The organism is Novosphingobium sp. SL115 (assembly GCF_026672515.1).
Taxonomy (GTDB): domain Bacteria; phylum Pseudomonadota; class Alphaproteobacteria; order Sphingomonadales; family Sphingomonadaceae; genus Novosphingobium.
Genome location: NZ_JAPPRG010000002.1, coordinates 2,723,744 through 2,749,964, shown reverse-complemented (window position 1 = coordinate 2,749,964; position 26,221 = coordinate 2,723,744). Strand labels below are relative to the sequence as shown.

At 60.8% G+C, this 26,221-nt stretch carries 27 protein-coding genes; 19 read left to right on the top strand and 8 right to left on the bottom strand.

What is annotated here, in order from left to right:
• Window positions 1–55 precede the first annotated feature (55 nt).
• The 3 genes from OVA07_RS14770 to OVA07_RS14760 form a co-directional block, all read right to left on the bottom strand.
• On the bottom strand, window positions 56–283 hold the full coding sequence (locus tag OVA07_RS14770) for a hypothetical protein (RefSeq protein ID WP_268172244.1): 228 nt from the start codon (window positions 281–283) through the stop codon (window positions 56–58).
• A gap of 131 nt (window positions 284–414) precedes the next feature.
• On the bottom strand, window positions 415–1,764 hold the full coding sequence (locus OVA07_RS14765) for an aldehyde dehydrogenase family protein (RefSeq protein ID WP_268172243.1): 1,350 nt from the start codon (window positions 1,762–1,764) through the stop codon (window positions 415–417).
• Between the two features lie 72 nt (window positions 1,765–1,836).
• Window positions 1,837–3,126, bottom strand: coding sequence for an SAM-dependent methyltransferase (locus OVA07_RS14760; protein WP_268172242.1), 1,290 nt, complete (start codon window positions 3,124–3,126; stop codon window positions 1,837–1,839).
• 145 nt (window positions 3,127–3,271) lie between these two features.
• Between OVA07_RS14760 and OVA07_RS14755 the strand changes: the two genes are divergently transcribed.
• On the top strand, window positions 3,272–5,323 hold the full coding sequence (locus tag OVA07_RS14755; protein WP_268172241.1) for a S46 family peptidase: 2,052 nt from the start codon (window positions 3,272–3,274) through the stop codon (window positions 5,321–5,323).
• Window positions 5,324–5,386: 63 nt separating this feature from the next.
• On the opposite strand, the gene OVA07_RS14750 is transcribed toward OVA07_RS14755, so the two are convergent.
• Window positions 5,387–5,773 (bottom strand): glycine zipper 2TM domain-containing protein, encoded by a 387-nt coding sequence (locus tag OVA07_RS14750; protein ID WP_268172240.1) that lies wholly within the window; start codon window positions 5,771–5,773, stop codon window positions 5,387–5,389.
• A gap of 235 nt (window positions 5,774–6,008) precedes the next feature.
• Here OVA07_RS14750 and OVA07_RS14745 point away from each other — a divergent pair, with 235 nt between their 5' ends.
• Window positions 6,009–7,190: a hypothetical protein gene (locus tag OVA07_RS14745; RefSeq protein WP_268172239.1), complete on the top strand. Its 1,182-nt coding sequence runs from the start codon at window positions 6,009–6,011 to the stop codon at window positions 7,188–7,190.
• Window positions 7,191–7,211: 21 nt separating this feature from the next.
• Here the strand turns inward: OVA07_RS14745 and OVA07_RS14740 are convergent, their stop codons facing one another.
• The gene (locus OVA07_RS14740) at window positions 7,212–8,681 is read right to left on the bottom strand and encodes a porin (RefSeq protein ID WP_268172237.1); all 1,470 of its coding nucleotides are present in this window, start codon (window positions 8,679–8,681) and stop codon (window positions 7,212–7,214) included.
• Window positions 8,682–8,942: 261 nt separating this feature from the next.
• Here OVA07_RS14740 and lepA point away from each other — a divergent pair, with 261 nt between their 5' ends.
• Complete coding sequence (gene lepA, locus OVA07_RS14735) at window positions 8,943–10,760, top strand: translation elongation factor 4 (protein WP_268172236.1); 1,818 nt, start codon at window positions 8,943–8,945, stop codon at window positions 10,758–10,760.
• A 12-nt stretch (window positions 10,761–10,772) separates the two neighbouring features.
• Here lepA and OVA07_RS14730 read toward each other — a convergent pair whose 3' ends face one another.
• Window positions 10,773–11,186: a group III truncated hemoglobin gene (locus OVA07_RS14730; RefSeq protein ID WP_268172235.1), complete on the bottom strand. Its 414-nt coding sequence runs from the start codon at window positions 11,184–11,186 to the stop codon at window positions 10,773–10,775.
• A 69-nt stretch (window positions 11,187–11,255) separates the two neighbouring features.
• On the opposite strand from OVA07_RS14730, the gene OVA07_RS14725 reads away from it, so the two are divergent.
• From OVA07_RS14725 to OVA07_RS14705, 5 genes are all read left to right on the top strand, one after another.
• Window positions 11,256–12,173, top strand: coding sequence for a CmcJ/NvfI family oxidoreductase (locus OVA07_RS14725; RefSeq protein WP_268172234.1), 918 nt, complete (start codon window positions 11,256–11,258; stop codon window positions 12,171–12,173).
• 59 nt (window positions 12,174–12,232) lie between these two features.
• On the top strand, window positions 12,233–12,721 hold the full coding sequence (locus tag OVA07_RS14720) for a flavin reductase family protein (RefSeq protein WP_268172233.1): 489 nt from the start codon (window positions 12,233–12,235) through the stop codon (window positions 12,719–12,721).
• Between the two features lie 262 nt (window positions 12,722–12,983).
• On the top strand, window positions 12,984–13,679 hold the full coding sequence (locus OVA07_RS14715) for a Crp/Fnr family transcriptional regulator (protein ID WP_268172232.1): 696 nt from the start codon (window positions 12,984–12,986) through the stop codon (window positions 13,677–13,679).
• A 320-nt stretch (window positions 13,680–13,999) separates the two neighbouring features.
• A complete protein-coding gene (locus OVA07_RS14710) occupies window positions 14,000–14,197 on the top strand; it encodes a hypothetical protein (protein ID WP_268172231.1) in 198 nt (65 codons plus the stop codon).
• Complete coding sequence (locus OVA07_RS14705; protein ID WP_268172230.1) at window positions 14,194–15,081, top strand: bestrophin family protein; 888 nt, start codon at window positions 14,194–14,196, stop codon at window positions 15,079–15,081. Before OVA07_RS14710 ends, OVA07_RS14705 begins: the two co-directional genes overlap by 4 nt.
• A gap of 128 nt (window positions 15,082–15,209) precedes the next feature.
• On the opposite strand, the gene OVA07_RS14700 is transcribed toward OVA07_RS14705, so the two are convergent.
• Both OVA07_RS14700 and OVA07_RS14695 read right to left on the bottom strand, forming a co-directional pair.
• Complete coding sequence (locus tag OVA07_RS14700) at window positions 15,210–15,899, bottom strand: OmpW/AlkL family protein (RefSeq protein ID WP_268172229.1); 690 nt, start codon at window positions 15,897–15,899, stop codon at window positions 15,210–15,212.
• A complete protein-coding gene (locus OVA07_RS14695) occupies window positions 15,896–16,120 on the bottom strand; it encodes a hypothetical protein (RefSeq protein WP_268172228.1) in 225 nt (74 codons plus the stop codon). The genes OVA07_RS14700 and OVA07_RS14695 overlap by 4 nt, the downstream gene beginning before the upstream one ends.
• A gap of 15 nt (window positions 16,121–16,135) precedes the next feature.
• Between OVA07_RS14695 and ccoN the strand changes: the two genes are divergently transcribed.
• The 11 genes from ccoN to eda all read left to right on the top strand — a co-directional run bounded on the left by ccoN (window position 16,136) and on the right by eda (window position 26,208).
• Window positions 16,136–17,782, top strand: a complete 1,647-nt coding sequence (gene ccoN / locus OVA07_RS14690) for a cytochrome-c oxidase, cbb3-type subunit I (protein ID WP_268172227.1) — start codon at window positions 16,136–16,138, stop codon at window positions 17,780–17,782.
• Between the two features lie 25 nt (window positions 17,783–17,807).
• Window positions 17,808–18,557 (top strand): cytochrome-c oxidase, cbb3-type subunit II, encoded by a 750-nt coding sequence (gene ccoO, locus OVA07_RS14685; protein WP_268172225.1) that lies wholly within the window; start codon window positions 17,808–17,810, stop codon window positions 18,555–18,557.
• Entirely contained in the window at window positions 18,554–18,724 is a 171-nt protein-coding gene (locus OVA07_RS14680; RefSeq protein ID WP_268172224.1) for a cbb3-type cytochrome c oxidase subunit 3, read from the top strand. The genes ccoO and OVA07_RS14680 overlap by 4 nt, the downstream gene beginning before the upstream one ends.
• Complete coding sequence (gene ccoP, locus OVA07_RS14675; RefSeq protein ID WP_268172223.1) at window positions 18,717–19,670, top strand: cytochrome-c oxidase, cbb3-type subunit III; 954 nt, start codon at window positions 18,717–18,719, stop codon at window positions 19,668–19,670. Before OVA07_RS14680 ends, ccoP begins: the two co-directional genes overlap by 8 nt.
• 21 nt (window positions 19,671–19,691) lie before the next feature.
• On the top strand, window positions 19,692–21,161 hold the full coding sequence (gene ccoG / locus OVA07_RS14670; protein WP_268172222.1) for a cytochrome c oxidase accessory protein CcoG: 1,470 nt from the start codon (window positions 19,692–19,694) through the stop codon (window positions 21,159–21,161).
• On the top strand, window positions 21,158–21,628 hold the full coding sequence (locus tag OVA07_RS14665; RefSeq protein WP_268172220.1) for a FixH family protein: 471 nt from the start codon (window positions 21,158–21,160) through the stop codon (window positions 21,626–21,628). Before ccoG ends, OVA07_RS14665 begins: the two co-directional genes overlap by 4 nt.
• Window positions 21,625–23,754 (top strand): heavy metal translocating P-type ATPase, encoded by a 2,130-nt coding sequence (locus OVA07_RS14660; protein ID WP_268172219.1) that lies wholly within the window; start codon window positions 21,625–21,627, stop codon window positions 23,752–23,754. Before OVA07_RS14665 ends, OVA07_RS14660 begins: the two co-directional genes overlap by 4 nt.
• Complete coding sequence (ccoS, locus tag OVA07_RS14655) at window positions 23,751–23,900, top strand: cbb3-type cytochrome oxidase assembly protein CcoS (RefSeq protein WP_268172217.1); 150 nt, start codon at window positions 23,751–23,753, stop codon at window positions 23,898–23,900. The genes OVA07_RS14660 and ccoS overlap by 4 nt, the downstream gene beginning before the upstream one ends.
• The gene (locus OVA07_RS14650; RefSeq protein WP_268172216.1) at window positions 23,897–24,139 is read left to right on the top strand and encodes a hypothetical protein; all 243 of its coding nucleotides are present in this window, start codon (window positions 23,897–23,899) and stop codon (window positions 24,137–24,139) included. The genes ccoS and OVA07_RS14650 overlap by 4 nt, the downstream gene beginning before the upstream one ends.
• Complete coding sequence (gene hemN, locus OVA07_RS14645) at window positions 24,129–25,478, top strand: oxygen-independent coproporphyrinogen III oxidase (protein ID WP_268172215.1); 1,350 nt, start codon at window positions 24,129–24,131, stop codon at window positions 25,476–25,478. The genes OVA07_RS14650 and hemN overlap by 11 nt, the downstream gene beginning before the upstream one ends.
• Window positions 25,479–25,593: 115 nt before the next feature.
• Complete coding sequence (gene eda, locus OVA07_RS14640; RefSeq protein ID WP_268172214.1) at window positions 25,594–26,208, top strand: bifunctional 4-hydroxy-2-oxoglutarate aldolase/2-dehydro-3-deoxy-phosphogluconate aldolase; 615 nt, start codon at window positions 25,594–25,596, stop codon at window positions 26,206–26,208.
• Window positions 26,209–26,221: the final 13 nt, after the last annotated feature.

Below are 26,221 nucleotides of genomic sequence, written 5' to 3'. Positions count from 1 at the left end.
GAAATTTCATGAGATTGGGAATCAAATTGGCCCACAGTTGCAAACCTTTTGCAGATTACCGTTCAACAATCTCGTTCCAACACTGCGCACTTCCGGGCAGCGGGTCCATCATGCCGAGGTCAGACAGTGAAAGATCCTTGATCGGAGCGGAAACGGATTCGGCCAGATGTTCGATCGCATGGTCGACATAAGCGGCGGCGAGAAAGCAGCCGGTACTATCCAACAAAGAGACAGCCATGCGGAGCAGGCGCTCGGCTTCGGTTTTTGCTGCATCGGAAGACAAATTTTGACCCATGATAGGGCCGAGTTTAGCGGAGGATAGACATGTTTCCAGAGCTAAATTAAGGAACGAATATTAGCAGCATTTTTACGGATACAGGGGGCAGATGCATTTGCACTGCCCCCGTCATCCATTCATTGATGCCGGTAAACTGCGCGTTCGTGGCTGAAGCATTTGAAGCCGAAGTAGCCGTGGTAGCTGCCCATGCCGGAGTGGTTCACGCCACCGAAGGGCAGATTGTTTTCCAGATAGTGCGAGAACACGCCGTTGACGGTGACGCCGCCGGACGAGGTTTCTGACAGCACCTTTTCGACATTGGCTTCATCGTTGCTGTAAACATACAGCGCCAGCGGCTTGTCGCGCGATTGGATGTAATCGATGGCCTGATCGAGGTTTTCATAGGTCATTACCGGGATCACCGGCGCGAAGATTTCATCCTGCAGGATTTTCATCTGCGGGGTGACATCGGTGAGCATGGTGGGGTGGATGGTGAGGTCAGCCTCTTCCAGCACACCGCCAGCGGCCACGGTTGCGCCCTTTTCCACGGCATCATCGAACATGCCCTTTACGCGGGCGAAATTCGCCGCGTTGACGATCTGGGCGATGCTGTCCTTCTTGAACTGGCCCTGTTCGTCATAAAGGTTTTTCTGGACGTTGGCCTTGAAGCCTTCGACCAGCGCGGCCTTCTTGTCTTCCTTGACGAAAACATAGTCGGGGCTGATGCAGGCCTGCCCGCCATTGAACTGCTTTGCGGCGGCAAGCTGGGCGGCGATCTGATTGATGTCGGCGCTGTCGTCGATGATGACGGGCGATTTGCCGCCGAGTTCGAGCGTGACGCTGGTGAGGTGCTTTGCCGCAGCCGCCATCACGATCTTGCCGACGCGGGTGCTGCCGGTAAAGAAGATGTGGTTGAAGGGCAGGTCGAGCAAGGCGGTGGCGACCGATACGTCGCCTTCGAACAGCGCAACCTCGTTTTCATCAAAGGCTTCGCTGATGATCGAAGCGGCGACGCGGGCGGTGGCGGGGCACAGGTCGGTGAGCTTGACCATGCAGGTGTTGCCTGCGGCGATGGCTGCGGCCACGGGGCCAAGCGTGAGGCCGAGCGGAAAGTTCCATGGGCCGAGGATGAGGCACACGCCGCGCGCTTCATAAATGATCTGCGCGCGATCCGCCGGGTTCATGGAAGGGGTGACTTCGGTGGGGGTCATCCACGCATCGAGATTGTCGATGTTGCGCTGAATATTGCCGACGACGTTGAGCACTTCGGTCACGCGGATTTCGCCGACCGGCTTGCGCGTATCTTCGAGCACGGCGGCGATGATGGCGTCGGTATGGGCTTCGACCACGGCTTTGAGCTTGGCCAGCTTTTCCTTGCGCTGGGCGGCCGTGGACGCCTTTACCGCCCACTGGTGATCTTGCTGCAAGGCGAAGATGCGCTGGATTTCACCGGAAAGATCGGCGGCGGTGGGGACGGGTGTGGTCATGCGGGGTTCCTGCCTGCGGTCTGATTTAGTTAGCGTGACTAACAACCCATCGCAGGCAAGGCAACGGCAAGATTATTCGCTTGTGAAAAGTGCGTCGGTGCGTTTCGCCAGGTGCCATTCCGGCGCTTCATCCATTGCGGAAAGGCGCGCGGCTTCGGTCTGGATATAGTCGCGCGTCATGGGCAGGGCGCTGCGGCTTTTCACGCTTTGAATGTGGAAGTTGACCATGCTGCCGTGGCGGAAGCTTTGTTCAGCCCCGGCAAGGTAGAATTGCCACATGCGGAACAGGCGTTCGTCATACAGGGCGATGATCTCTTCACGGTGCAGCGTGGCGCGGCGATACCATTCGGCCAGCGTGTGGGCGTAGTGGTAGCGCAGGACTTCGATGTCGCCCACTTCCCAACCGTTTTTTTCAAGCGCGGCAACCAGTTCGCTCATCGCCGGGATATAACCGCCGGGGAAGATGTATTTGCGCGTCCACTTGTCGGTCGTGCCCGGAGGGCCGGTGCGGCCAATGGTGTGGGTGAGCATGATTCCTTGCGGATCGAGCAGGTCGTTGGTCTTGGCGAAATATTCGCCGAAATGGGGGGAGCCGACGTGTTCGATCATGCCGACGCTGGTGATGCGGTCGAACGTGCCGGTAACGTCGCGGTAGTCGATGAGCTGGAATTTCACCTTGTCGGCCACGCCTGCGGCCTGCGCGCGTTCTTGCGCAAAGCGGACCTGATCTGGCGCAAGGCTGACGCCGAGGACTTCGCAGCCGAAGTGTCGATTGAGATAGAGCGCGAGGCCGCCCCAGCCACAGCCGATGTCGAGTACCCGCATTCCGGCGCTCTGTTCCGGGGAGAGGCGGAGCTTGGCCGCGATCAGGGCTTTCTTGTCAATTTGCGCGCGTTCCAGCGTGTTTTCCGGATCGCGGAAGTAGGCCATGGTATATTGGCGGTCTTCATCCAGGAACAGTTCGTAGAACTGGCGCGTCAGGTCATAATGGTGGACGACATTGCTCGACGCTTTGGCGCGCAGATTGATCTGGTCGGCCTTGGCCACCATGGCTTGCGCCAGACGGCGGAACGGGCCTTTCCGGTCAATGCCGCTGCCGGAACTGGCATTGCGCATGACCAGCAGGATCATGTCGCGGATGTCATGCGGCGGCTCGACCACAAGGCGGCCATCCATATAGGCTTCACCCGCGCCGACGCGGGGATCGCGGGCGATGTGCAGGGCCGCGCCGCTGTCGGTCAACCGGATGGCTAGGGGGAGGGCAGCAGGATCGCCATAGGCATAGTGCGTTCCATCATGGTCGATCACGATCAGCTGACCCTTGCGGATCAGCCGTTTGAGCATCTGGTCCAGCATCCACATAAAAACAAAGGTATGCGCAATCTGTTCTGTCGCAAGGATTAATTGATCGGGGTATGGTTAACCTCAGCGCAAGGTGGCTTTTCACGCAAGGCCGCTTGTGCAACACGAAGCGATTGCAGATGAAACCATGCCGGGTGTGAAGATCATGGGTCGATATCGTTATTGCACGACCGTTGCTGTGGCAGCGGTATGGGCGCTGTTGCCCGGCGTGGTTCTTGCTGATGAGGGAATGTGGACGCTGGATGCCTTTCCGACGGCAAAGATGCAGGCCGATTACGGATGGGCGCCGGATGGCCCGTGGCTGGCGCGGGTGCAGGCGGCAGCCGTGCGGTTGACCGGTGGGTGTTCGGCCAGCTTCGTATCCGGGGAAGGGCTGATCCTGACCAACCATCATTGCGTGGTGGAATGTGCTCAGGACAATTCAACCGATCAGAAGGATTTCCTGAAAGAAGGTTTTATCCCGGCGCGGCGAGAAGATGAACTGAAGTGTCCGGGGCAGCAGGCCGAAGTGGTGACCGCGATCACGGATGTGACCGCGCGCATCAAGCAGGCAATCGGCGGTCTGAGCGGTGAGGCGCTGGTCAGGGCGCGGGATGCGCAAGTGGCACGGATTGAGCAGGAGGGCTGTGCCGATACTGGCAGGACGCGGTGCGAAGTGGTGACGCTGTTTGGCGGGGGGCAATACCGGCTTTACACCTATACCAAGTATTCCGATGTGCGGTTGGCGTGGGCGCCCGAATTTCAGGCGGCGTTCTTTGGCGGTGACCCGGACAACTTCAACTATCCGCGCTATGCATTGGATGCAGCGTTCTTGCGGGCATATGACAACGGTAAGCCGGTAGAGGTGAAGGCGTTTCTGAAATGGAACCCGCGCGCGCCCAAGGAAGGTGAGCCGACATTTGTGGTGGGCAACCCCGGATCGACGCAGCGATTGTTCACGGGAGAACAGCTGGCGTTTCAGCGTGAGGTGTCGCTGCCGCTGACGACCACGATCCTGTCCGAACTGCGCGGGCGGCTGATCGCGGCGATGGAAGAAAGCGTGCAGGCAAAGCGCGAAGGGGCCGATACGCTGTTCGGCATCGAGAACAGTCTGAAGGTCTATATCGGCCGGCAAAAGGCGCTGAATGATCCGGTATTTGCCAAAATGCTGGTCGATGCCGAAGCAGATATGAAAGCAAAGGCGGGCAATCTGCCGGGGCTGGGCGATCCTTGGGCGGATACCGCGAAGGCGGTGAAGGCCTATCGGGATATCTATCTGCCGTGGCGCTTCATCGTGCCGTCGGGCACGCTGATGGGATATGCGCAGACGCTGGTGCAAGGTGCGGAAGAGCGCGAGAAACCCAATGCGGATCGCCTGCCGGGGTACACTGACAGCGATCTGGAATTGACCACGAAGACCCTGCTGGACGATGCGCCGGTCTATCCCTGGCTGGAACAGGTTGAGATGGGATGGAGCCTGTCCAAGGCGCGGGAATATCTGGGGGCGGACGATGCCGATACCCGGCTTATGTTGGGCCGGGAATCGCCTGAAGCGCTGGCTGAACGGTTGGTGGGCGGCACGGCGCTGGCTGATCCTGCGGTGCGCAAGGCGCTGTGGGATGGCGGCCGCAAGGCGGTGGAAGCGTCGAGCGATCCGCTGATCGTTTACGCGCGCAAGGTTGATGCGCGGGAGCGGGAGTTGAAGCGGCTGGTGGACGAGCGTTACACCGGGCCACTGGCGGAGGCTGGCGCAAGGCTCGCTGATGCGCGGTTTGCGGCATATGGCAGCACGATCTACCCGGATGCGACGTTCACGCTGCGGATTAGTTACGGCAACGTGCAGGGCTGGGTCGAGCGGGGCCAGCAGGTTGCGCCTATGACGACCATGGGCGGTGCTTTCGACCGGGCGACCGGGGCGGAACCGTTTGATATCGCCAAGGGGTTTGCCGCAGCGCAGGCGAAGATCGACAAGGCTACGGTGTTTGATTTTGTCACCACCAACGACATTATCGGTGGCAATTCCGGATCGCCGGTGATCGACCGTGACGGCAGCGTGATTGGTGCGGCGTTTGATGGAAACATTCATTCCATCGGCGGAAACTATGGCTATCAGGCCGATGTGAACCGGACGGTGGTGGTGAGCGCAGCCGCGGTGCAGCAGGCGCTTGAAGTGATCTATCCGGCTCCGGCGCTAGTACGTGAACTGCGCGGGAAATGATGTAAAAAGGGCGGGGCCGTGTGACCCCGCCCTTTTGTGGAGCGAAACTTTGCAGGCGATCGATTAACGGCAGCGGCCACCGCTGCGTTCGATTTCGCGGCCCAGTAGAGCACCGCCGACCGCACCCAGAATGGTACCGGTCGCACGTTCGCCACGGGTATCGATGGCACGGCCCAGCAATGCGCCGCCAGCCGCACCGACGATCAGGCCCGTCGTGCCATTGTTGCGCTTGCAGTAGTAACGGCCATCACGCCCGCGCCAGACCTGATCGTTGCGGCTGATGCGGCGCGGCTCAACATAACGGCCACGGTTGTCGTAAATGCGATCACGATCGCCACCGCGCACCTGATGATAACCATGCGCCGGTGCCCACGAGGGCGGCGCGGCAAGGGCCGGGGCTGCGGGAATGGCGATGGCGGCAAGAGTGGCTGCCAGAATGGTCTTCTTCATGGGTAACTCCCTATAATTCGTTTGCCCGCTGGGCGGACTTGAACCTGACAACGACAAACTTCGCCGGGCGATCCACAACGCCAGATGAACGTACAAAAAATCCTGCGGAACTGCGATGCGACGTGCGGTCTATGCGACGAATGCCGTCTGCTGACGGGAAACATTCCGTTTTCCTACACGAACCAAAATGGTTATCTGCTTCGGTCGATTGTTCCAGAACCCATCGGAGACATCGATGCCAAATCCCCAGATTACCTTTCCGGCCCAGTTCACCCCGGTCAGTGCGGTCGCTTTTGCCCATGCTGACGGTTCGACCCAAGTGGTAAGCGCATCCACTCCATTGCCTGTCGTGCTGGGCGAAAGCCTGCAAAGCCCGCAAGGTGCGATTGGCGCAGGCGATGATCCTGCAGCGACCAGCGATACAGGCCCGGCCAGCCTGATCGCCCTGACCAAGCGCCTGTTGGGCAAGATCCAGATCGGCCAGAATGCCATGGCGCAAAGTCTGGCGGTGACAGTGGCCAGCGATCAGGCAAACCTTGAACCGGCGGGTGTTCCCGTCACCGGCACCGCCATGCCCGCCGGTGGCAGCGGTCTGACCGGCTGGCTTTCGGCAATTTATTCAAAGGTGGGCGGCGCTTTGCCTGCGGGGACCAACCATATCGGCAATGTGTTTGTCGATGATGTGGCTGATGGCCAGACGATCAGCGGCAGCGCAACATCGGCCGCAGGCGTCGTGTCATCGGGCATGGCGGGTTTTGGCGGCGGCGCGTTTCAGGTGGTGACGGCGGGCACGGGTTGCACCATCGCCTATGAACAGTCGAACGACGAAACCAACTGGCTGGCTTTGCCGGTGTTGTCGGCCAGTTCGGCCACGGCGGCACCTGTGCTCACCACAACGGCGGCGGGCATCTATACCTTTGTTTCCAGCGCGGCTTTCGTGCGCGCCCGCGTGCAGACCTATGGCAGCGGCACGGTAGCGGTCGTTCTGGCGCTCAAGCGGCGTCCGGCAAATGCGACGCATACTTCGCTTGCCGGCGGATCGGCGTCGATCGGTACGGTTTCGGTGTCGGGCGGCCTGAATGGTGGCAGCGGCTATACCGACAGTACGGTGGCGCTGGCCGCCAGTGGTGCTTTTACCGGCACCGGGCGACCATGCACCTTGAGCAACTATAACTCGTTCGTGGCAACCGCCTGTGCCGATGCGGCTGGTACACTGTATATGGAGCAATCGCTGGATAGTGGCGCGTCTTACCTGACGGTTGCCAGTGCGCCCGTTGCCGCAAACAGCGGAACGCAACTGGCTGTCCGTCTGACCGGTGCCTTTGGCAATGCGAACCTCTATCGCGTCCGTTTCGTCAACGGATCGCAGGCACAGTCGGTATTCCGCCTTTCCAGCGGATATTCCGCTGCTGCCTGAGAGCGAGCCGGGTAGCCCCGGTCAGTAGTTCCATTGCACTTGCGCGCGGACCAGGTCGCCCTTGGCGCGGCCGGTCCGCCGTTCGTCAGCCTCGCTGCGGCTGACATTGGCATAGCCGAGCGTGACTTCGAGTTCCTTGAGCGGCAGCCATTCGACGCCCAGTTCGTATTCGTCGGTTTCCAGGCGCGGGGCGTTGGTGGCGGCTTTCCACCCGCCGCGATAATGCTGGTAGCGGGCGAAGGGGATGATCTGTCCAATGGGGGATTCCGGCACGCGGAACGTCGCCATGACATAGCCGCCGCTGGTGTCCTTTACCTGGATCGAACTGGTGGCGGCATCCCATTGCGGCCCTTGGCCCCATGTCCATTCGGCCTGAATGCCGAAGGGGCGGGGATAGATCATCGCATGTACGCCGACATGATTATCCTTGTAGGCCACAGCCGAAACGCCGCCTGCGCGGATTTCGGGCTTGAACTTGTTGAGCATGCCCGACGCGCCGAATTCGGCCACCTGACCTTCGAAGATGCCGCCAAGGCCATCGAGCCGGATGGGCATGGTGGCCATGGCAACGGTCATCAGGCCATCGGTCTTTTCAACCCGGTTGATCGACTGGCCATTATAGACGCCAAAGCCCAGCGCGCCGTAGTTGCCGAACAGTTTCTGGCCTTCATGCGAAAGTTCGTCCCAGATCGCCTGCACCTTTTTGGGCGTGTAATAAGCGACGACGCCAAGATCACGCTCGCCCGGTACCGGCTGGTTGATGGCATCGGTGCGGTCCAACGGAATGCGGTTGGATGACGATTGCAGGTTTTCCCATCCGAATGGCACTTTGGATTGGCCGAACCGCAGTTTCAGCGTCTTGGCCTTGTCGAGATAGACGTCGGCATAGGCGTCGCGCATCTGGAAGAAGTTCTGGCGTGATTCCCCCCCGGTCTGGTTGCTGACGGCGGCGGACAGATCGCCCTGCATATACAGCGAGACGCGGTTCGAGATATCGCCCTGCACGACCAGTCGGGCGCGGCGGATGGAGAAGTTGCCGTTTTCGTTGATGCCCGAATCCTGCACCGAACGCAGGCGCGAAACACCCGACGGAGCATTCTTGGCACCCGAAACGATTTCGTTCATGCGAAGCTGGGTATAGCCGCGCAATTGCAGCTTTTCGTACCAGGCCTTCTTCTTTTCGGCGGGTTTTGCGGGTGCCTCTGCCTGTACGGGCGCGGTTGCTGCCGCAGCAAGCTGCACAGGTTGGGCGGCGTTCGATGCCGCAGGGGCTGCTGCCATCTGAACAGGGGCAGCGGGGGCCTGCGCGGTTTGCATGGCACGCACGATGGCCTTCAGTTCATCGACCTGGCGCTGAAGATCGGCGATCTTCGCATCCTGATCCTGTGGTGCGGCCTGCGCCTGTGCAATGCTGGTCGCGCTTATGAACACGCTGGCTGCCAGTGCTGCCCGGAATGCCTTGCCCGTCATTTCGAAGAATCTCCGCTTCATCTGGCATCTGTTGCCCTTGGCGCGCCGCTAGGCCGTCAAAATGACGGTTGTATGACAGTGAAGTGACGCACTGAGAGGGGGAAGGTGGCCGGAATTTTCATTCAAATATCTGAAAATAATCAAGATATGTTTCGTTACAATTTGGCAAAAGACATCATAAAAATGTCTTTCGATTGAAAAATTTCACATCAGACGCCTGCGCGTTGCGCCAAGTTGACGCCTATCGTGACTCAGGCCTGCACACCTGCTAACGGCGCGGCCATGACTGACCTTGCGCTGATCCGTAACTTTTCCATCATTGCCCATATCGACCATGGCAAGTCGACGCTGGCTGACCGCCTGATCCAGTTCACGGGCGGTCTTTCCGCGCGTGAAATGTCCGAGCAGGTGCTCGACAACATGGACATCGAGAAAGAGCGCGGGATCACGATCAAGGCGCAGACGGTGCGGCTGGATTATACCGGCAAGGACGGCAAGACCTATCAGTTGAACCTGATGGACACGCCTGGCCACGTCGACTTTGCCTATGAAGTCAGCCGTAGCCTTGCCGCGTGCGAAGGAGCGCTGCTGGTGGTGGACGCGGCGCAGGGTGTGGAAGCGCAGACGCTGGCTAACGTCTATCAATCGATCGAACACGATCACGAGATCGTGCCCGTCATCAACAAGATCGATCTTCCCGCCGCCGAGCCTGAAAAGGTGAAGGCCGAGATCGAGGACGTGATCGGCCTGGATGCCAGCAATGCGGTGATGACCAGCGCCAAGTCGGGCATCGGCATAGAAGAAGTGCTGGATGCCGTGGTTGCGCGAATCCCGCCGCCCAAGGGCGACCGCACCGCGCCGCTGACCGCAATGCTGGTCGATTCGTGGTATGACCCCTATCTGGGCGTGGTCATCCTTGTGCGCGTGATCGACGGGGTGATCCGCAAGGGATTGCAGGTCAAGTTCATGGCAGGCGGCACCGAACACCTGATCGACCGCGTGGGCTGCATGCGTCCGAAGATCGAGACGCTGGACGAACTTGGTCCCGGCGAAATCGGCTTTATCACTGCGCAGATCAAGGAAGTGGCGCAGGCCCGCGTGGGCGACACGATCACCACGGTCAAGGCGGGCGCTACGCAGGCCTTGCCGGGCTTCAAGGAAGTGCAGCCGGTGGTGTTCTGCGGGATATTCCCGGTCGATGCAGCGGAATTTGAAAAGCTGCGCGAAAGCATTGCCAAGCTGCGCCTGAACGATGCCTCGTTCAGCTTCGAAATGGAATCGAGCGCGGCGCTGGGCTTTGGCTTCCGCTGCGGCTTCTTGGGGCTGCTGCACCTTGAAATCATTCAGGAACGCCTGAGCCGCGAATATGACCTTGATCTGATTACCACCGCGCCATCGGTGGTCTATCGCATTCAACTGAACAAGAGCCGCACCGACGATGCGCGCGAGATTTTGCTGCACAACCCGGCGGATTATCCTGATCCGAGCCGGATCGACACCATCGAAGAGCCGTGGATCAAGGGCACGATCTATACGCCGGATGAATATCTCGGTTCGATTCTCAAGCTGTGTCAGGATCGGCGCGGGGTGCAGACCGGGCTGACATACGTTGGCGGACGCGCGCAGGTGACCTATGAACTGCCGCTCAACGAAGTGGTGTTCGATTTTTATGACCGCCTGAAGTCGATCAGCCGTGGCTATGCCAGCTTCGACTATGAACAGATTGGCCTGCAGGAAGGCGATCTGGTGAAGATGAGCATTCTGGTCAACAACGAGCCGGTCGATGCGCTGTCGATGATCGTTCACCGCAGCGCCGCCGAAGCGCGCGGGCGGCATATGTGCGAACGGTTGAAGGATCTGATCCCGCGCCACCTGTTCAAGATCCCAATTCAGGCGGCGATTGGCGGCAAGGTTGTGGCGCGTGAAACGATCAGTGCCATGCGCAAGGACGTGACCGCCAAGTGTTATGGCGGTGACATTAGCCGCAAGAAGAAGCTTCTGGAAAAGCAGAAGAAGGGCAAGGCCCGGATGCGCGAATACGGCAATGTCAGCATTCCGCAGGAAGCCTTTATCGCCGCACTGCGGATGGGCGAAGAGTAAGTCTTCGCCCGCTCAGGCGCGCTGAAGGCTGCGTCCTAACGCCACCGCCATCCGTGCAGCCCGGTCTTGCATGGCGGCGGCGGCAGGGACGGGCAGAACTTCGCTGGTGGTTTCGCGCCAAAGCGTCAGCCAGCGGTCGAACATTTCAGGTTTGATCCGGTCGCCGTGGGCGGCATGAGCCTGTGTTGGGCTGCCGTGATAGCGCCCGGCACCGTTCATCACGGATGCCCAGAACGCCACCAGTTTGTGCAAGTGGCGGTCCCAGTCATGCACCGCGTCGTTGAACACGGGGCCAAGTAGCGCGTCTTTGCGCACCCGCGCGTAGAACCACCCAACCACATCGGTCAGCTGTTCGTCGGTCAGGATGGGCGAGATGGCCATGCCGGCGAGATGGTCGTGTGCGCCGCGCAAAGCAAGAGCAGCCACTGGACATGATTTACACATTTGTGTAAATTGATGGGCAGGCGGCGTTCAAAGCCGCGGGGAGAGTTTGCCATGACCGCAATTGCTGCGTCCGAAGCCGCCAACGTCGAAGACACTGCCCGCAAGGCGCCCGCGCTGATCCGCTATCTGGCTGAGGGTGATTACGTGACGCGGCGCTATGTGTCGCAAGGCGCCGAAATGAACACAGGCGAATATGCTGATTACGCCTGCGTGGTGCGCGACGGTATGTCCATGCGCGATCATTTCACGCTGGATGTCCACGGCTTTACGCTTGGCAAGCACCGCTCCGCCGTGTCTGATTTCAACGACAAGCCTACCGTGGATGCGCTCTATCTGGCAGAGGTTGAAGCGCTGGTTACCCAGCTTTGCGGGGCAAGCCGGACCGCCGCGCAAGGGTGGATGATCCGGACGTCTGCCGACCTTTCCGAGCGTGCAAAGCAGAAGGTCGAAAATTACGAACACAGTGGCGGTATTCAGCCTCCGGCGGGTGAGGCCCATGTCGACTATAACGAAGTGACAGGCCGCCGCGCCGCGCAGCGTGTTTATGCGGACCGCTTCCCCGATGGTCCCGGTTACAAGCGCTATATCTGCTTTTCGCTGTGGCGCACGTTCTCGGAAGGGCCGCAGGACTGGCCGCTGGCGGTGTGCGACGGACGCACGGTGGAGGATGAGGAAACCGCGTCCAACACCCTGTTCGTGGTCGATGAATTTCCCACCGGCGATGCGCTGACCGCGCCGGTCGAGGGTGAGGATCAGATGATCGCCGCCACGATCTTTCGCCAGCGTGACCGGCATCGCTGGTGGTATTTCTCGAACATGGCGGCAGATGATGTGCTGCTGTTCAAATTTCAGGACAGCGACCATTCGGTCACCTGGCGCTGCCCGCATACCGCGTTCCATGATACCAGCCTGCCGGACGCAAAAATCCGCACCAGCATCGAGGTGCGCTGCATCGCTTTCTTCGAGTAGCGGATGATCGTGGGGCAAGGCGGTTGACGAAACGCGCGTTTGCCGACAGGCAGGCGCGCATGATCGATCCTCGCCATTTCCGCAACGTGTTGGGCACCTGGCCCACTGGTGTTTGTGTCATTACGGCTGTTGACGATACCGGGCAGCGCCACGGTCTGGTGGTCGGTTCTTTCAGTTCGATCTCGCTTGATCCGCCACTGGTGGGCTTTTTCCCTGACAAGCGTTCGGGGACCTGGCCCAAGATTGCCGAAATCGGCCGGTTTTGCGTGAACGTGCTGGGTGCCGATCAGCTTGAGTTGTGCAAGCGTTTTGCCGCGCGAGCGGATGATAAGTTTGCTGAACTGGCCCATGGGCATAGCCCTTCAGGTCAACCACTGCTGGACGATGCGATTGCATGGATCGACTGCCGTGTTGAACGAGTAGAAGATATTGGAGACCATCTGCTGGTCGTGGGCGCGGTCGAATCGCTGGATCGTAGCGAGCATGGAACGCCGCTACTGTTCTTCCGCGGCCAGTATCACGATGTAGTCGGCCTGCCCGACACCTGACGCCTGAAAACCCCTAATTTTTCAAAAAACTGCAGCGTTTTGATATCTGTCAACGCGGGGAGGCCGAGCCGCACCTAGACCTGTGTCTGGCGAAACGGGGCGCTGCTCCACACCGGACACCGGCCCGTTTCGGCGATTTCTCCCCAACTTGGGCGGCCTGGCAGTCTGGCCGCCCGATTTTTTTGGGCAATCCGCAAACCGGCTGGGCAATTTGAAGCGGACGGCGATTGCCCGCAGTGTTTCGTAATGGTAATGAAGCATAATGACTGCCTGCGATACATGTGTTGTTAGAAACCGGGCGATCTGCGCCGGCCTTGATAACCGTGAAATTGTGGCGTTGAACAACATCGGTCGCCGTCGCACGGTTGCGGCAGGTGAACCTTTGATCTGGGAAGACGATGATTCGCTGCTCGTCGCCAATGTGATCGAAGGCGTGCTGAAATTGACCACCAGCACTCAGGATGGCCGCGAACAGATTGTTGGCGTTGCCTATCCTTCTGACTTTATCGGCCGCCCTTTCGGCCAGACCAGCGGCGCAAGCGTTGTAGCGCTGACAGATGCGCGCGTCTGCGTTTTTTCGCGCAACGATTTTGATCGTTTCGCCCGCGAACATCCTGAACTGGAACACAAGCTGCTGGAACGCACCTTGTCGGAACTGGATCGCACGCGATCATGGATGATGCTGTTGGGGCGCAAGAACGCCTCTGAAAAGATCGCCACCTTCCTTCTGGAAATGTCGGACCGGCTGGCTGAAACCGGATGCACCCCCGCACTTGGCCCGGCAACGCGCTTTTCGTTGCCATTTTCGCGGCAGCAGGTGGCCGATGTTCTGGGCCTGACCATTGAAACGGTCAGCCGCCAGTTCACCAAATTGAAGAACGAAGGCGTGATTGAACTGCCTTCGCGGCGCGAAGTGGAAATTATTGACCGTCGCGCGCTTCAGATCATTGCTGGCTGATACATTCCTGTAAATTCAACGCTGAAGAGTTGCTTGCCGTTCTGGCCTGTCGCTTGGTTGTGCCAGCGCGAAAACAACGTGATTCAACCGGAATAGCGCAATTATTTTGCATTGCACACTGGCGCGATGGATAATCAGAGTATCGTGCCTCCTTGCTCATCTGGATAATTTTTGATTGCTGACAGGGCTGATAATTGGCGGATTTGCGCCATTTCACATCTTGACATGCAATTTGGGCATCAGAAAAATTTCCTTACGGAAACGGATCGTTTCAGCCGCATTAAAGACCATATGTTCGCAGGTGCGAAAAGGAGGTCTTCATGTCGCAGAACAATCCCCAGCTACCGGAATACAACAATCAGGCCTCGCTGCGGGCCACATTGATGCTGCTTTTTTTCGGGTTATCGGTGCTGAGCTTTCTGGTTGCCATCGGCCACCCCGAATGGTTTGAATTGCGCCCTGTCTCCACGGCGGCGGCGGCAATGTCGGAAGCAGCTGACAAAGAGGCTGGTGCATGATCGTCAAACCTGTCCCGTCGATGCGAACCATAGTGCGTGAGGTGTGGAGACCGCTCATGCTGCTGTTCGTGTGGGACGTGATTGTTACTGTAACCTATTATGTTTTGCCGTTCCGTGCGCCTGAACTGCCATTGACGCTGTTCGGTTCGGCGGTGGCTCTGTTTCTGGGTTTTCGCAGCAACTCTGCCTATCAGCGCTGGTGGGAAGGGCGGGGGTTGTGGGGCCTGATGATAAACGCGAGCCGCAATATTGTGCGCGGCGCACGCAACTTCATGCCGGATCCTGACGCGAGCGCATTCAAGCGCGATATCGCCTTACGCCAGATTGCTTACGTCAACGCGCTACGCTGCCAGCTACGCCGGCAGCCGCTGGATGATGTGACGCTTGGCTATATTGCCAAAGCTGACGCAGAAGCTGCTATCGCGCGGACCAATGTGGCAAACGGCCTGCTGGATGGCACGGGTCGCAAGATCGACCAGGCGCGCAGGGCAGGGTGGATCGACACGATTCAGCAAGGTTCGCTGGAAAGCGTGCTGGTAGATATCGCCAACGCGCAGGGCGGGATGGAGCGATTGAAGAACACCCCGCTGCCCAACCATTTCCGGTTTTTTCCAACGCTGTTCGTCCACCTGTTCTGCATTCTGCTACCATTCGGGCTGGTCGAAACGCTGGGTTTCGCCACGCCGTTGGGGTCGACGATTGCAGGCCTGATGTTTCTGGCGGTTCTGGCGATTGGCGATGATCTGGTCGATCCGTTTGCCAACGATGTCCATGATCTGCCGCTGTCGGGCATGTGCCGCACGATCGAGATTGATCTGCTGCAGTCGGTCGGCCTTGAAGCACCGCCGCCGATGGTGCCCGATCGTACCGGGGTGCTGTGGTAATCTGTAAAAATTAGCGGGCAGGAAAACAGCGAGGCGATCCCAGAACCTCGATGTTTCCTGCCCGCTATCCCCTTGGCCCGGTGCGCGTGGGGTGCTCCGGGCGGCGGGGGATTTCGTTTCACACGGTCTTAGAAGCGATAGGCAAGACCGGCGCTGACCACCCACGGATCAAGCGAATGCTTGGTCGTCAGCACTTCGGCGGTGCCAGCATAGAAGTGGGCGGTGGTGTCCATGAAATACTTCTTGGCATCCAGGCTGATGCCAAGGCCTTTGTCGCCCACCGGAATATCGACACCGGCCTGAAGGGCAAAGCCCACATCGTTCGACATCTTGACGCCGGTTACGCCTAGCGGGGTGACGCTCGATCCGGCTTTTTCGTCGATGTAGAAGAACACCGACGGGCCTGCGCCGACATAGGGCTTGATGCCGCCAGCCAGCGGCAGGTGATATTTCAGCGTAAGCGTGGCGGGCAGGACCAGCACATGATCGACGATTTCGGTCGCCGCTGCCAGCGTGCCGGTGCCGCTGACGTGGTGCTGGGTAAAGCAGCAGATCGTTTCGGCCGAGACGTTGGGCGTGAGGAAGTATTCCACTGCCAGCGTCGGCACCACGTTGTCGTTGGCCTTGGTGTTGGCACCAACCGTCAGGCCGAGTGGATCGTTCTTCACTTCAACGATCTTGCCATCAGGAAGAACGGCGGTGCCCAGCAGCTTGACCTGCAGCTTGCCTTCGGCGGAACCCGCCATCGCAGGCACCGGTGCCAGCAGCGCGGCGGCTGCAGCAAGGGCAGGCAGGGTGGCGGTCATCAGCTTCTTCATTGCTCTTGTCCTGCGCCACGGCTGGCCAACCCCTCGTTGGCCGGAACCTTGTCCGTGGCTTGACCATGCTGATGCACCGCGACGAATCGCCCGACATTGACGAAGCGCAAAAATGCGAATTGGCGTTCTACGACTAAAGTAGAGGTCTGATTTTCCGTGATTTGATGTCGATCAATGTTCCTTGCCGCCCATGGGTGCAGCGCGAAATCCACATCACTCATGGAAGGGAAGGCTCCATGGAATCGGCACTATCGCGCACGGGCTTGTGGCTCGTGGCGCTCCTTATCGCCGTTGTCGCCTGCGCAGCAGCCGTCGACACCGGTTTCGCGATCCACATGGGCATTGTGGCACTGGCCTGCATTACAGGGCTGATCGTCACCTTGCGCGGTGTGGATCTGTCCAAGGCCATCCTTGCGCCCGATCAGGGCCGATATGACGACGACGTGATCCGCTGGGGCGTGATCGCGACCGTCTTCTGGGGCATGGCCGGGTTCCTTGCGGGCCTGTTCATCGCATTGCAACTGGCGTTGCCGGTGCTGAACCTCGCTCTTGAATGGACCGCGTTCGGCCGCCTGCGCCCGCTTCACACGTCGGCAGTCATCTTCGCCTTCGGAGGCAATGCGCTGATCGCCACGTCGTTCTATGTCGTGCAGCGCACCTGCCGGGCGAGGCTGGCCTTCCCCGGCCTCGCCCGTTTCGTCTTCTGGGGTTACCAGCTGTTCATCGTGCTGGCCGCCACCGGTTACCTGCTGGGCATCACGCAGGGGAAGGAATATGCCGAGCCGGAATGGTATGTCGACCTGTGGCTGACCATTGTATGGGTCGCCTATCTTGCGGTTTTTGTCGGGACGATCATCAAGCGCACCGAACCGCATATCTATGTGGCCAACTGGTTCTACCTGTCGTTCATCATCACCGTGGCGATGCTCCACATCGTCAACAACCTGAACTGGCCGGTCAGCTTTGTCGGCAGCCGCAGCTATCCCATCTTTGCAGGCGTGCAGGGTGCGCTGGTGCAATGGTGGTATGGCCACAATGCTGTCGGCTTCTTCCTCACCGCCGGGTTCCTGGCGATGATGTATTACTTCGTGCCCAAGCAGGCCGAACGCCCGGTGTTCTCGTATCGCCTGTCGATCATCCACTTCTGGGCGCTGATCTTCCTCTATATCTGGGCAGGTCCGCACCACCTTCATTACACCGCGCTGCCTGACTGGGCGCAGACGCTGGGCATGGTCTTCTCGGTCATGCTGTGGATGCCCAGCTGGGGCGGCATGATTAACGGGCTGATGACGCTGAACGGTGCGTGGGACAAGGTTCGCACTGACCCGATCATCCGCATGATGGTCATGGCGCTCGCCTTCTACGGCATGAGCACCTTCGAAGGTCCGATGATGTCGATCAAGTCGGTCAACAGCCTGTCGCACTATACCGACTGGACCATCGGCCACGTCCACTCCGGCGCACTCGGCTGGAACGGGATGATTACTTTCGCTTCGGTCTATTATCTGGTGCCGCGCCTGTGGAACCGTGAACGGCTTTACAGCCTGCGCATGGTCAACTGGCACTTCTGGCTCGCGACCGTGGGCATCGTTTTCTACGCCGCTTCGATGTGGGTGGCGGGGATCACGCAGGGCCTGATGTGGCGCGAATATGGCGCTGACGGATACCTGGTGAACAGCTTCGTCGAAACCGTCGCCGCGCTGAAGCCGATGTTCTTCCTGCGTGCCTTTGGCGGGCTGCTCTATCTCGCCGGCGCTGTCGTGATGACCGTCAACGTGTGGCGCACCATCCTTGGTCACATGCGCGAAGAAGCGCCGATGCGCGACGCCGCTTTCGATCCTGAAAAGGACCGTCCGATCAATGCTGCGCCTGTCGCGGCCTGATCCTGACGTTTCCGGAGAAAATCCCATGACTTCAATCGTGGAACGCCACAAGAAACTGGAGCGTAACGTCACCCTGTTGGGCATCGCGGCCTTTGCCGCGGTGACCGTGGGCGGGATCGTCGAAATCGCGCCGCTGTTCTGGATCGACAACACGATCGAGAAAGTGGACGGGATGCGCCCCTATACTCCGCTCGAACAGGCCGGGCGCGACATCTATGTCCGCGAAGGCTGCTACAACTGTCACAGCCAGATGATCCGCCCGTTCCGGGACGAGGTCGAACGCTATGGCCACTACAGCCTTGCCGCGGAATCGATGTACGATCACCCGTTCCAGTGGGGGTCGAAGCGTACCGGGCCGGATCTTGCCCGTGTCGGTAATCGCTATTCCGACGAATGGCACGTCCAGCATTTGAAAGATCCGCGCGCCGTGGTGCCGGAATCGATCATGCCCACTTACGCCCATCTTGCCGAGCATGATCTGGATGCCGGTGACATGACGGCAGAACTGCGCACGCTTTATCAGGTTGGTGTGCCCTATTCCAAGGAAGCCATCGAAAAGGCCAACGAGGATCTGAAGACGCAGGCCGACCCTGCTGCTGACGCGACCGACCTCAAGAAGCGCTATCCCAAGGCGCAGGCCCGCGATTTCGATGGCGATCCGAGCCGCCTGACCGAAATGGATGCGCTGATTGCCTACATGCAGATGCTGGGCACGCTGGTCGATGTGAACGCACCTGCCGCGCAGGAAGATCTGGCGAAGGAGAAGGGCCGATGAGCACGCACTCCACCTACGATCTTCTGCGCCATCTGGCCGATAGCTGGGGGCTGGTGGTGATGACTGTGATCTTTCTGGGGTTGAGCGCGTGGCCGTTCCGTCCCGGTGCAAGGCCGCTGAACCACGAAGCTGCCACTTCGATCTTCAAGGACGAAACCGATGTCTAAGTCTCACAAAAATCCGGCCCATGCCGGGGGGCGCATCGACGACGCAACCGGCGTCGAAACCGTCGGCCATGAATGGGACGGTATCGAGGAGCTGAACAACCCGCTGCCGCGCTGGTGGCTGTGGTCCTTCTATGCCTGCATCGTGTTTGCGATCGGCTATTGCATTGCCTATCCAGCCTGGCCGCTGATCGCCAATGCTACCGAAGGCACGCTGGGCTGGTCCAGCCGCGGCGAGTTGGACAAGGAAATGAAGGCGGAAGCCGCGCGCAAGGCGGGGCTGCTGGCCGAACTGGACAAGGCTTCGATCGAGCAGATCGCTGCCGATCCGCGCCTGCGCCGTGCCGCGATTGATGGCGGGCGGGCGGCGTTCAAGGTCAACTGCATCCAGTGCCATGGCAATGGGGCGGCGGGCAGTGCGGGTTATCCCAATCTGAACGACGATGACTGGCTGTGGGGCGGCGATGCTGCCACCATTCATCAAACCCTGGTCAACGGCATCCGCCAGCCTGGCGACGACGCCACCCGGATGAGCCAGATGCCTGCCTTTGGCCGCGACGGTATCCTGACGGCGGCACAGGTCAGCGATGTGGTCAGCCATGTCCGCGCGATTGCAGGCGAGGAAAAGCCGGGCGCTGCGGCAGGGCGTGGGGCGCAGATTTTCACCGACAATTGCGCGGTCTGTCACGGCGCGGCTGGCGAAGGCAATCGCACGCTGGGCGCACCGCGCCTGAACGATGCGATCTGGCTTTACGGCGGTGATCGCAAGGCGGTGACGCAAAGCGTGACCAATGCCCGCTTCGGCGTGATGCCATCGTGGGGCAACCGTCTGGATGCTGTCACGGTCAAGATGCTGGCGACATACGTGCATTCGCTGGGCGGCGGTGAGGAAGTTCCCGCTGCGCCAGTTCCCGACCCTGCGGCAACGCCTGCCGCTGCGGTCCAATAACCGAAAACAGGACACACGGCCATGACTGCGCACGATCCCAAACTCAGCGCGGACCATTCCAACGAGATCGGCCTTTACGAAAAGCGCAAGTCGGTCTTTCCCAAAGCCGTCAACGGGCCATTCCGCCGCTTCAAGTGGTTGGTCATGGCCGTGTGTCTGACAATTTACTGGGCAACGCCTTGGCTGCGCTGGGATCGTGGTCCCTATGCGCCGGATCAGGCGGTGCTGATCGATCTGGCGAACCGCCGGTTCTTCATGTTCGATATCGAAATCTGGCCGCACGAATTCTATTTCGTGGCAGGGCTACTTATCATGGCGGGGATCGGCCTGTTCCTTGTCACTTCGGCAGTCGGACGCGCGTGGTGCGGCTATGCCTGCCCGCAGACGGTGTGGACCGATCTGTTCCAACATGTCGACCGGCTGGTGGATGGGGACCGCAATGCGCAACTGCGCCTGCAAAAGGCGCCGTGGGGACCGCACAAGATTGCAAAGCGCTTGCTGAAGTGGGCCATCTATCTTGGCATCAGCTTTGCCACAGGCGGCGCGTGGATCTTCTACTTTGCCGATGCGCCGACCCTGCAATACGAATTCTGGACCGGCGCCGCCGCGCCCGTGGCCTATGCCACCACGTTCGTCCTGACGATGACGACGTTCGTGTTCGGCGGCTTCATGCGCGAACAGGTCTGTGTTTACATGTGCCCATGGCCGCGCATCCAGACGGCCATGCTCGATGAAAAAAGCCTGATCGTCACCTACAAGGACTGGCGCGGGGAACCGCGCGGTTCGGTGAAGACTGCGCTCAAGGCGGCGACCCCGCTGGGTGACTGCATCGACTGTATGCAGTGCGTGGCGGTTTGCCCAACCGGGATCGACATTCGCGAAGGGCCGCAGATCGGCTGCATCACCTGCGCGCTGTGCATCGACGCCTGCGACAAGGCGATGGCCGATGTTGGCCGCCCACGCGGGCTGATTGATTATTGCACACTGGACGATGCTGAAAAGGAAAAGCGTGGGGAAGAATCCACGCCGGTCCTGAAAACCATCCTGCGCCCGCGCACGCTTATTTACCTTGGCGTATGGACCGCCATCGGCGCAGCACTGCTGTTCATGCTGGGGCAGCGTGCCCGGCTCGACATCTCGGTCGCCAAGGATCGCAACCCCGAATACGTGATGCTGTCAGATGGCGCGGTCCGTAACGCCTACACGATCAAGCTGCGCAACATGGAAGAGCGTCCGCGCACTTTCCGCATCGCACTGGACGGTCTGGATGGCGGCGCGATCTTTACCGATGAAATGGACGCCGCCGCCGCGCGTCGTGAACTCAGCATCGCTGTTCCCGCAGATACCACGCAGCGCCTGCGCGTCTATGCCGTGCGCCCGCGTGGCAGCCAGCCTGCCGACTTCGCCTTCATCCTGACCGCCACCGACAAGGAAGGTGGCACGGATCGCGGCAAGACAACCTTCACCACAGCACAAGGAAACGGCCAATGACCCAGATGCGCCGTGAAACCCGCCCGTTCACCGGCCGGAAGATGGCGGTTGTCCTCGTCGGCTTTTTTGCCGTCGTGATTGCCGTAAATGTCCTGATGGCCCGCCTTGCCAGTTCTACCTTTGGCGGCGTGGTGGTCGATAACTCCTATGTCGCCAGCCAGCACTTCAACGGCTGGCTAAAGGAAGCCAGCGCAGAACAGGCTTTGGGCTGGCGGGGCGATCTGGCCCGTGATGATGCAGGACGCGCGGTGATCAGCCTGTTGGACAGCGCAGGCCGGCCGATCTCTGCTGCTGTGGTGAATGCCGTTGCCGAACATCCGCTGGGCCAGCGCCCGATGACCAGCCTGACGCTGCATGAAACGCTGCCCGGTATTTATGCCGCTCCACTCGATGCCGGGCGCTGGCGATTGCGCGTCACGGTCCGCGCGGATGGCAAGGTCTGGCGCACCGTGGGCGAAGTCCTGTGACCGCGCCTGCACGCAAGCTGCCGTTTGCGCTGCCAAGCCCGGAAATTCACAGCATCCTTGCCGTGCCGGGAATGCATTGCGCAGGCTGCATGGGCAAAGTGGAACGCGCGCTGGGGGCAGTCACAGGCGTTACCAGCGCACGCACCAATCTGACCGCCCGCACCGTTGAAATCGTCCATGCGCCCGCGACCGAAATGCCTGTGCTGGTCGCAGCGCTTGCTGCCATCGGGTTTGAGGCTCAGGTGCGTGAACCTGAAGCGGAACAGGCATCGGCGGTAAAGCCGCTGCTTGCCCCGCTGGGCGTTGCGGCCTTTGCCTGCATGAACGTTATGCTGATGTCGGTCAGCATCTGGTCGGGCGCAGATGGCACCACGCGCAGCCTGTTCCACTGGGTATCGGCCATGATCGGGGTTCCGGCCATCGTCTATGCTGGCAGGCCATTCTTCACCTCGGCATGGAAGGTGCTGCGCCATGGCCGCACCAACATGGACGTGCCCATTTCCATCGGCGTCTCCATCGCCACTGGCCTGTCGTTCTATGAAACGATGACCGGCGGGGCAGAGGCATGGTTCGATGGCGTGCTGATGCTGCTGATGTTCCTGCTGGCCGGGCGTGTGCTGGACGCCATGATGCGGGACCGCGCCCGGTCTGGCGTCGATGCTTTGCTGCGGCAGGCCGCCACAGGCTGCATGATCGTCGAGGCAGACGGCCACACGCGCTGGCTGGATGCTAAAGCATTGCTTCCCGGCATGATTATGCGCGTGGCAGCGGGTGAACGCCTTGCCGCCGATGGCGAAGTGGTGCGTGGCACCACCCGGTTCGATCAGTCGCTGCTGACCGGCGAAAGCGCGCCCGTTCCGGCACTGCCGGGGGGCCTTGTCCATGCCGGCACGCTCAATATCGACGCACCGGTTGATGTGCGTGTAAACGCCACCGGGCAGGATACTGCCCTGTCCGAAATCGCCCGACTGATGGACGTGGCCGGGCAATCCCGGTCAAAATATGTCCGCATCGCAGACCGTGCCTCGCGGCTCTATGCGCCTGCGGTCCACACCCTTGCCGCCGTCACTTTTGCCGGGTGGATGCTGGCAGGCGCGGGCGTCTATCATTCGCTGGTGGTCGCCATCGCGGTGCTTATCATCACTTGCCCATGCGCGCTGGGCCTTGCCGTTCCGGTGGCGCAAGTGGTCGCCGCAGGCGCGCTGATGAAGCGCGGCGTGCTGGTAAAGGACGGTTCGGCGCTGGAACGCATGGCCGAAGTGGACCGGTTGCTGCTCGACAAGACCGGCACGCTCACCCTTGGCCGGCCTGTGCCGGATGAAGCGGCGCTTGCCGCGCTGTCCGATGCCGAAGCTTCGGTCGCGCTGGCATTGGCCAGCCATAGCCGTCATCCGCTCTCGCTGGGGCTGGCGCAGGCTCTGGGCGGGCGTGATATCCGGGCCGCACAGCTTGAAGACGTGGCCGAAGTGGCGGGGCAGGGCGTTACTGCGCGTTGGAATGGTCTGTCCGTGGCGCTTGGGCGCCCTGCAACGGCACAGGGCATGGCCACCGCGCTCAGGATCGAAGGCGATCCGGTGCGGGTCATTCCCTTCGCCGACAGGCTTCGCCCCGATGCCCAGGCAGCGCTCGCGCAACTCGCCGCCATGCAGGTCGAAGCTTCGATTCTGTCAGGCGATTCGGTGCCAGCGGTTGCCAGTGCGGCGCGGGCCACCGGCCTGACCGCACAGGCAGCCGCCTCGCCCGCAGACAAACAGGCAGCCATTCAGCGGCTTCAGGCCGCCGGGCGCAATGTGCTGATGGCGGGCGATGGTCTGAACGATGGCCCGGCGCTGGCCACCGCCAACGCTTCGATCGCGCCGGGTTCGGCCAGCGATGTCGGCCGACAGGCGGCTGACATGGTGTTTACCGGTGAGTCCCTGCTGGCTTTGCCCCGCGCGGTGCGTGTTTCGCGCGCCACCATGCGCGTGGTGCGCCAGAACTTTGTGCTGGCCATCGGCTACAACCTGCTTGCCGTGCCACTGGCGATCTTTGGCTATGTCACCCCGTTGATCGCCGCCATCGCCATGTCGACCAGTTCGCTGATCGTCGTCGCCAATTCCCTGCGTCTTGCCGGAGAAGCGAAATGAACGGTGTCGCTTTCATGTTGCCCATTGCCCTTGGCATGGGACTGTTCGGCCTTGCCGCATTCTTCTGGGCGTTGAAGCGCGGGCAATTCGCCGATCTCGATGGGGCTGCGGCCCGTATCCTGATCGAAGAGGATGAACCGCAATGAGCCTGATGTTGAAGGTGCTCGCTCCGCTGGCCGTCCTTCAGATGGCCAGCCCGGCGCCTGCGCAGGCATCGTTCATCATGGTGGCGTCCTGCGCGGGCGGCATGGTGCCGTTGCGGGTGCCCGGAAAGAACAACGACAACAATAACCTGCCCTGCTGCAAAGTTTGCCATATCTCAATGCGCAAGCGCCTCACCACAGATAGCTGCTGTGGCGAGGAGGACGACGGCGATGTCGTTTGAAATGAAGATCCAACCCGAAACCATTGCAGACTGGACCTACTATCCAGAACTGCTCGAACGTCCGGTGCCCCGCTATACCAGCTATCCCACGGCGGCTGAGTTCGTTGAGGAAAGCTTTGAACAGCGCCAGCGCGAAGCCTTGCGCGCGGTGCGGGGCAGCGTCTCGCTTTATCTGCATATCCCATACTGTCAGGAAATCTGCTGGTATTGCGGATGCAACACAGGCGCCGCCAACAAGACCCAGCGCCTGTCCGCCTATCTTGAAGCGCTGCACCATGAAATCGAACTGGTCGCGCGCAATCTCGATCCGTCCGTGCGCATTTCGCGCATCGCCTTCGGCGGGGGTAGCCCGAACGCAATCAAGCCCACCGATTTCGTCCGGCTCGTGGACCGGCTGACGCTCAACTTCCGGCTGGACCGTCCGGTGCTGTCCATCGAACTCGACCCGCGCAGCCTTGCACCTGACTGGTTCATGGCCCTGCGAGGCATCGGCGTCATCAAGGCCAGCCTTGGGGTTCAGACGCTCGACCCGCGCGTGCAGGCTGCCATTGGCCGCGTTCAGCCGCGCGACCATATAGAACGGGCCGTCGACGGGCTGCGCAGGGCGGGGGTCAATTCGATCAATTTCGACCTGATGTATGGCCTGCCGTTTCAGGATGATGCGGTGCTGGCCGACACGCTCGATCAATCCGTCGCCATGGGCGCGGATCGCATCGCCCTGTTCGGTTATGCCCATGTCCCCGCCATGATCCCGCGCCAGAAGCGGATCGACGTCAGCCAGTTGCCCGACCAGCGCGCTCGCTTTCGCATGGCTGCCCAAGGTTATGCCCGGCTGGTCGATGCAGGCTACAGCCCGATCGGCTTCGATCACTTTGCCCTGCCGAACGATGATCTTGCCCGCGCCACCGCCAATGGCACCCTGCGCCGCAACTTTCAGGGCTTCACCGACGATCAGGTTCCGGTGCTGATCGGGCTTGGCGCATCCTCGATCAGCGAATTTCCCGATCTGTTCGTGCAGAATGAAAAGAACGCGGGCCGCTACCGGATGCTGACCGGGGCAGACCAGTTGACCGGACGCAAGGGCGTGGCCCGCAGCGCCGATGACCGCCGCCGTAGCGCCATCATCACCGATCTGCTGTGCCGTGGCCGTGCCACCATTGATGCCGACCTGCTGGCCACCCATCGTGCGCGGCTGATGCCATTCATCGAACGCGGCCTTGCCCGGCTGGATGGCGATACGCTGTGCCTGCTTGAAGGCAATGAACCCTATGCCCGGTCGGTGGCCTCGGTGTTCGATGCCTATCGCGGCGGGCCAAAGCAGTTCAGCTCTGCGGTGTAACCTCGCCCAAGAATAGCTATGCATCGCGCCTTAGCAGGTGCACAATACGGTCGAGTCGCGTTAAGCCACCCTTCCACAACGGAATGCGCGCCATGTGGTGCGCAGGGGAGACGCCATGAAACCGATCGAAACCATCATGCGCACCGCGCCGGTCATTCCGGTGCTGGTCATCGAAGACGTCGATCACGCGCTTCCCATCGCCCGCGCGCTGGTAAAGGGCGGCCTGCGGGTTCTCGAAGTTACCCTGCGCACGCCCGCCGCGCTGGATGTGATCCACGCGATGAAGGGCGTCGAAGGCGCCATCGTCGGCGCGGGCACCGTTACCAATCCCGATGAACTCAAGGCCGCTATCGATGCTGGCGCCGAATTTATCGTGTCGCCCGGCCTGACCGACAATCTGGGCAAGGCCGCTGTCGCATCGGGCATTCCGTTCCTGCCGGGCATTGCATCGGCGGGCGATATCATGCGCGGGCTTGATCTGGGGCTGACCCATTTCAAGTTTTTCCCGGCCTCCACGTCGGGCGGCTTGCCCGCGCTCAAGGCGCTGGCCGCACCGTTCCACCAGTGCCGTTTCTGCCCGACCGGGGGCATTACCCCCGCCACCGCGCCTGAATGGCTGGGTTTCGACCCCGTTCTGTGCGTCGGTGGCAGTTGGGTCGTCGGTAAGGGCGCGCCTGATGAGGCCGCCATCGAAGCCGCTGCGCGTGAAGCGGTAGCGCTGGGACAATAAATTCAGGGGAATA

What these genes read in the sequence shown, in the direction of transcription:
- OVA07_RS14740 (WP_268172237.1), bottom strand. Translation starts at nt 8,681, where the DNA reads ATGAAGCGGAGATTCTTCGAAATGACGGGCAAGGCATTCCGGGCAGCA.
- OVA07_RS14765 (WP_268172243.1), bottom strand. Translation starts at nt 1,764, where the DNA reads ATGACCACACCCGTCCCCACCGCCGCCGATCTTTCCGGTGAAATCCAG.
- OVA07_RS14650 (WP_268172216.1), top strand. Translation starts at nt 23,897, where the DNA reads ATGAGCCTGATGTTGAAGGTGCTCGCTCCGCTGGCCGTCCTTCAGATG.
- OVA07_RS14745 (WP_268172239.1), top strand. Translation starts at nt 6,009, where the DNA reads ATGCCAAATCCCCAGATTACCTTTCCGGCCCAGTTCACCCCGGTCAGT.
- OVA07_RS14720 (WP_268172233.1), top strand. Translation starts at nt 12,233, where the DNA reads ATGATCGATCCTCGCCATTTCCGCAACGTGTTGGGCACCTGGCCCACT.
- OVA07_RS14760 (WP_268172242.1), bottom strand. Translation starts at nt 3,126, where the DNA reads ATGTGGATGCTGGACCAGATGCTCAAACGGCTGATCCGCAAGGGTCAG.
- ccoS (WP_268172217.1), top strand. Translation starts at nt 23,751, where the DNA reads ATGAACGGTGTCGCTTTCATGTTGCCCATTGCCCTTGGCATGGGACTG.
- OVA07_RS14710 (WP_268172231.1), top strand. Translation starts at nt 14,000, where the DNA reads ATGTCGCAGAACAATCCCCAGCTACCGGAATACAACAATCAGGCCTCG.
- ccoN (WP_268172227.1), top strand. Translation starts at nt 16,136, where the DNA reads ATGGAATCGGCACTATCGCGCACGGGCTTGTGGCTCGTGGCGCTCCTT.
- OVA07_RS14755 (WP_268172241.1), top strand. Translation starts at nt 3,272, where the DNA reads ATGGGTCGATATCGTTATTGCACGACCGTTGCTGTGGCAGCGGTATGG.
- OVA07_RS14750 (WP_268172240.1), bottom strand. Translation starts at nt 5,773, where the DNA reads ATGAAGAAGACCATTCTGGCAGCCACTCTTGCCGCCATCGCCATTCCC.
- OVA07_RS14725 (WP_268172234.1), top strand. Translation starts at nt 11,256, where the DNA reads ATGACCGCAATTGCTGCGTCCGAAGCCGCCAACGTCGAAGACACTGCC.
- lepA (WP_268172236.1), top strand. Translation starts at nt 8,943, where the DNA reads ATGACTGACCTTGCGCTGATCCGTAACTTTTCCATCATTGCCCATATC.
- OVA07_RS14665 (WP_268172220.1), top strand. Translation starts at nt 21,158, where the DNA reads ATGACCCAGATGCGCCGTGAAACCCGCCCGTTCACCGGCCGGAAGATG.
- OVA07_RS14700 (WP_268172229.1), bottom strand. Translation starts at nt 15,899, where the DNA reads ATGAAGAAGCTGATGACCGCCACCCTGCCTGCCCTTGCTGCAGCCGCC.
- ccoO (WP_268172225.1), top strand. Translation starts at nt 17,808, where the DNA reads ATGACTTCAATCGTGGAACGCCACAAGAAACTGGAGCGTAACGTCACC.
- OVA07_RS14715 (WP_268172232.1), top strand. Translation starts at nt 12,984, where the DNA reads ATGACTGCCTGCGATACATGTGTTGTTAGAAACCGGGCGATCTGCGCC.
- ccoG (WP_268172222.1), top strand. Translation starts at nt 19,692, where the DNA reads ATGACTGCGCACGATCCCAAACTCAGCGCGGACCATTCCAACGAGATC.
- hemN (WP_268172215.1), top strand. Translation starts at nt 24,129, where the DNA reads ATGTCGTTTGAAATGAAGATCCAACCCGAAACCATTGCAGACTGGACC.
- ccoP (WP_268172223.1), top strand. Translation starts at nt 18,717, where the DNA reads ATGTCTAAGTCTCACAAAAATCCGGCCCATGCCGGGGGGCGCATCGAC.
- OVA07_RS14680 (WP_268172224.1), top strand. Translation starts at nt 18,554, where the DNA reads ATGAGCACGCACTCCACCTACGATCTTCTGCGCCATCTGGCCGATAGC.
- eda (WP_268172214.1), top strand. Translation starts at nt 25,594, where the DNA reads ATGAAACCGATCGAAACCATCATGCGCACCGCGCCGGTCATTCCGGTG.
- OVA07_RS14705 (WP_268172230.1), top strand. Translation starts at nt 14,194, where the DNA reads ATGATCGTCAAACCTGTCCCGTCGATGCGAACCATAGTGCGTGAGGTG.
- OVA07_RS14695 (WP_268172228.1), bottom strand. Translation starts at nt 16,120, where the DNA reads ATGAGTGATGTGGATTTCGCGCTGCACCCATGGGCGGCAAGGAACATT.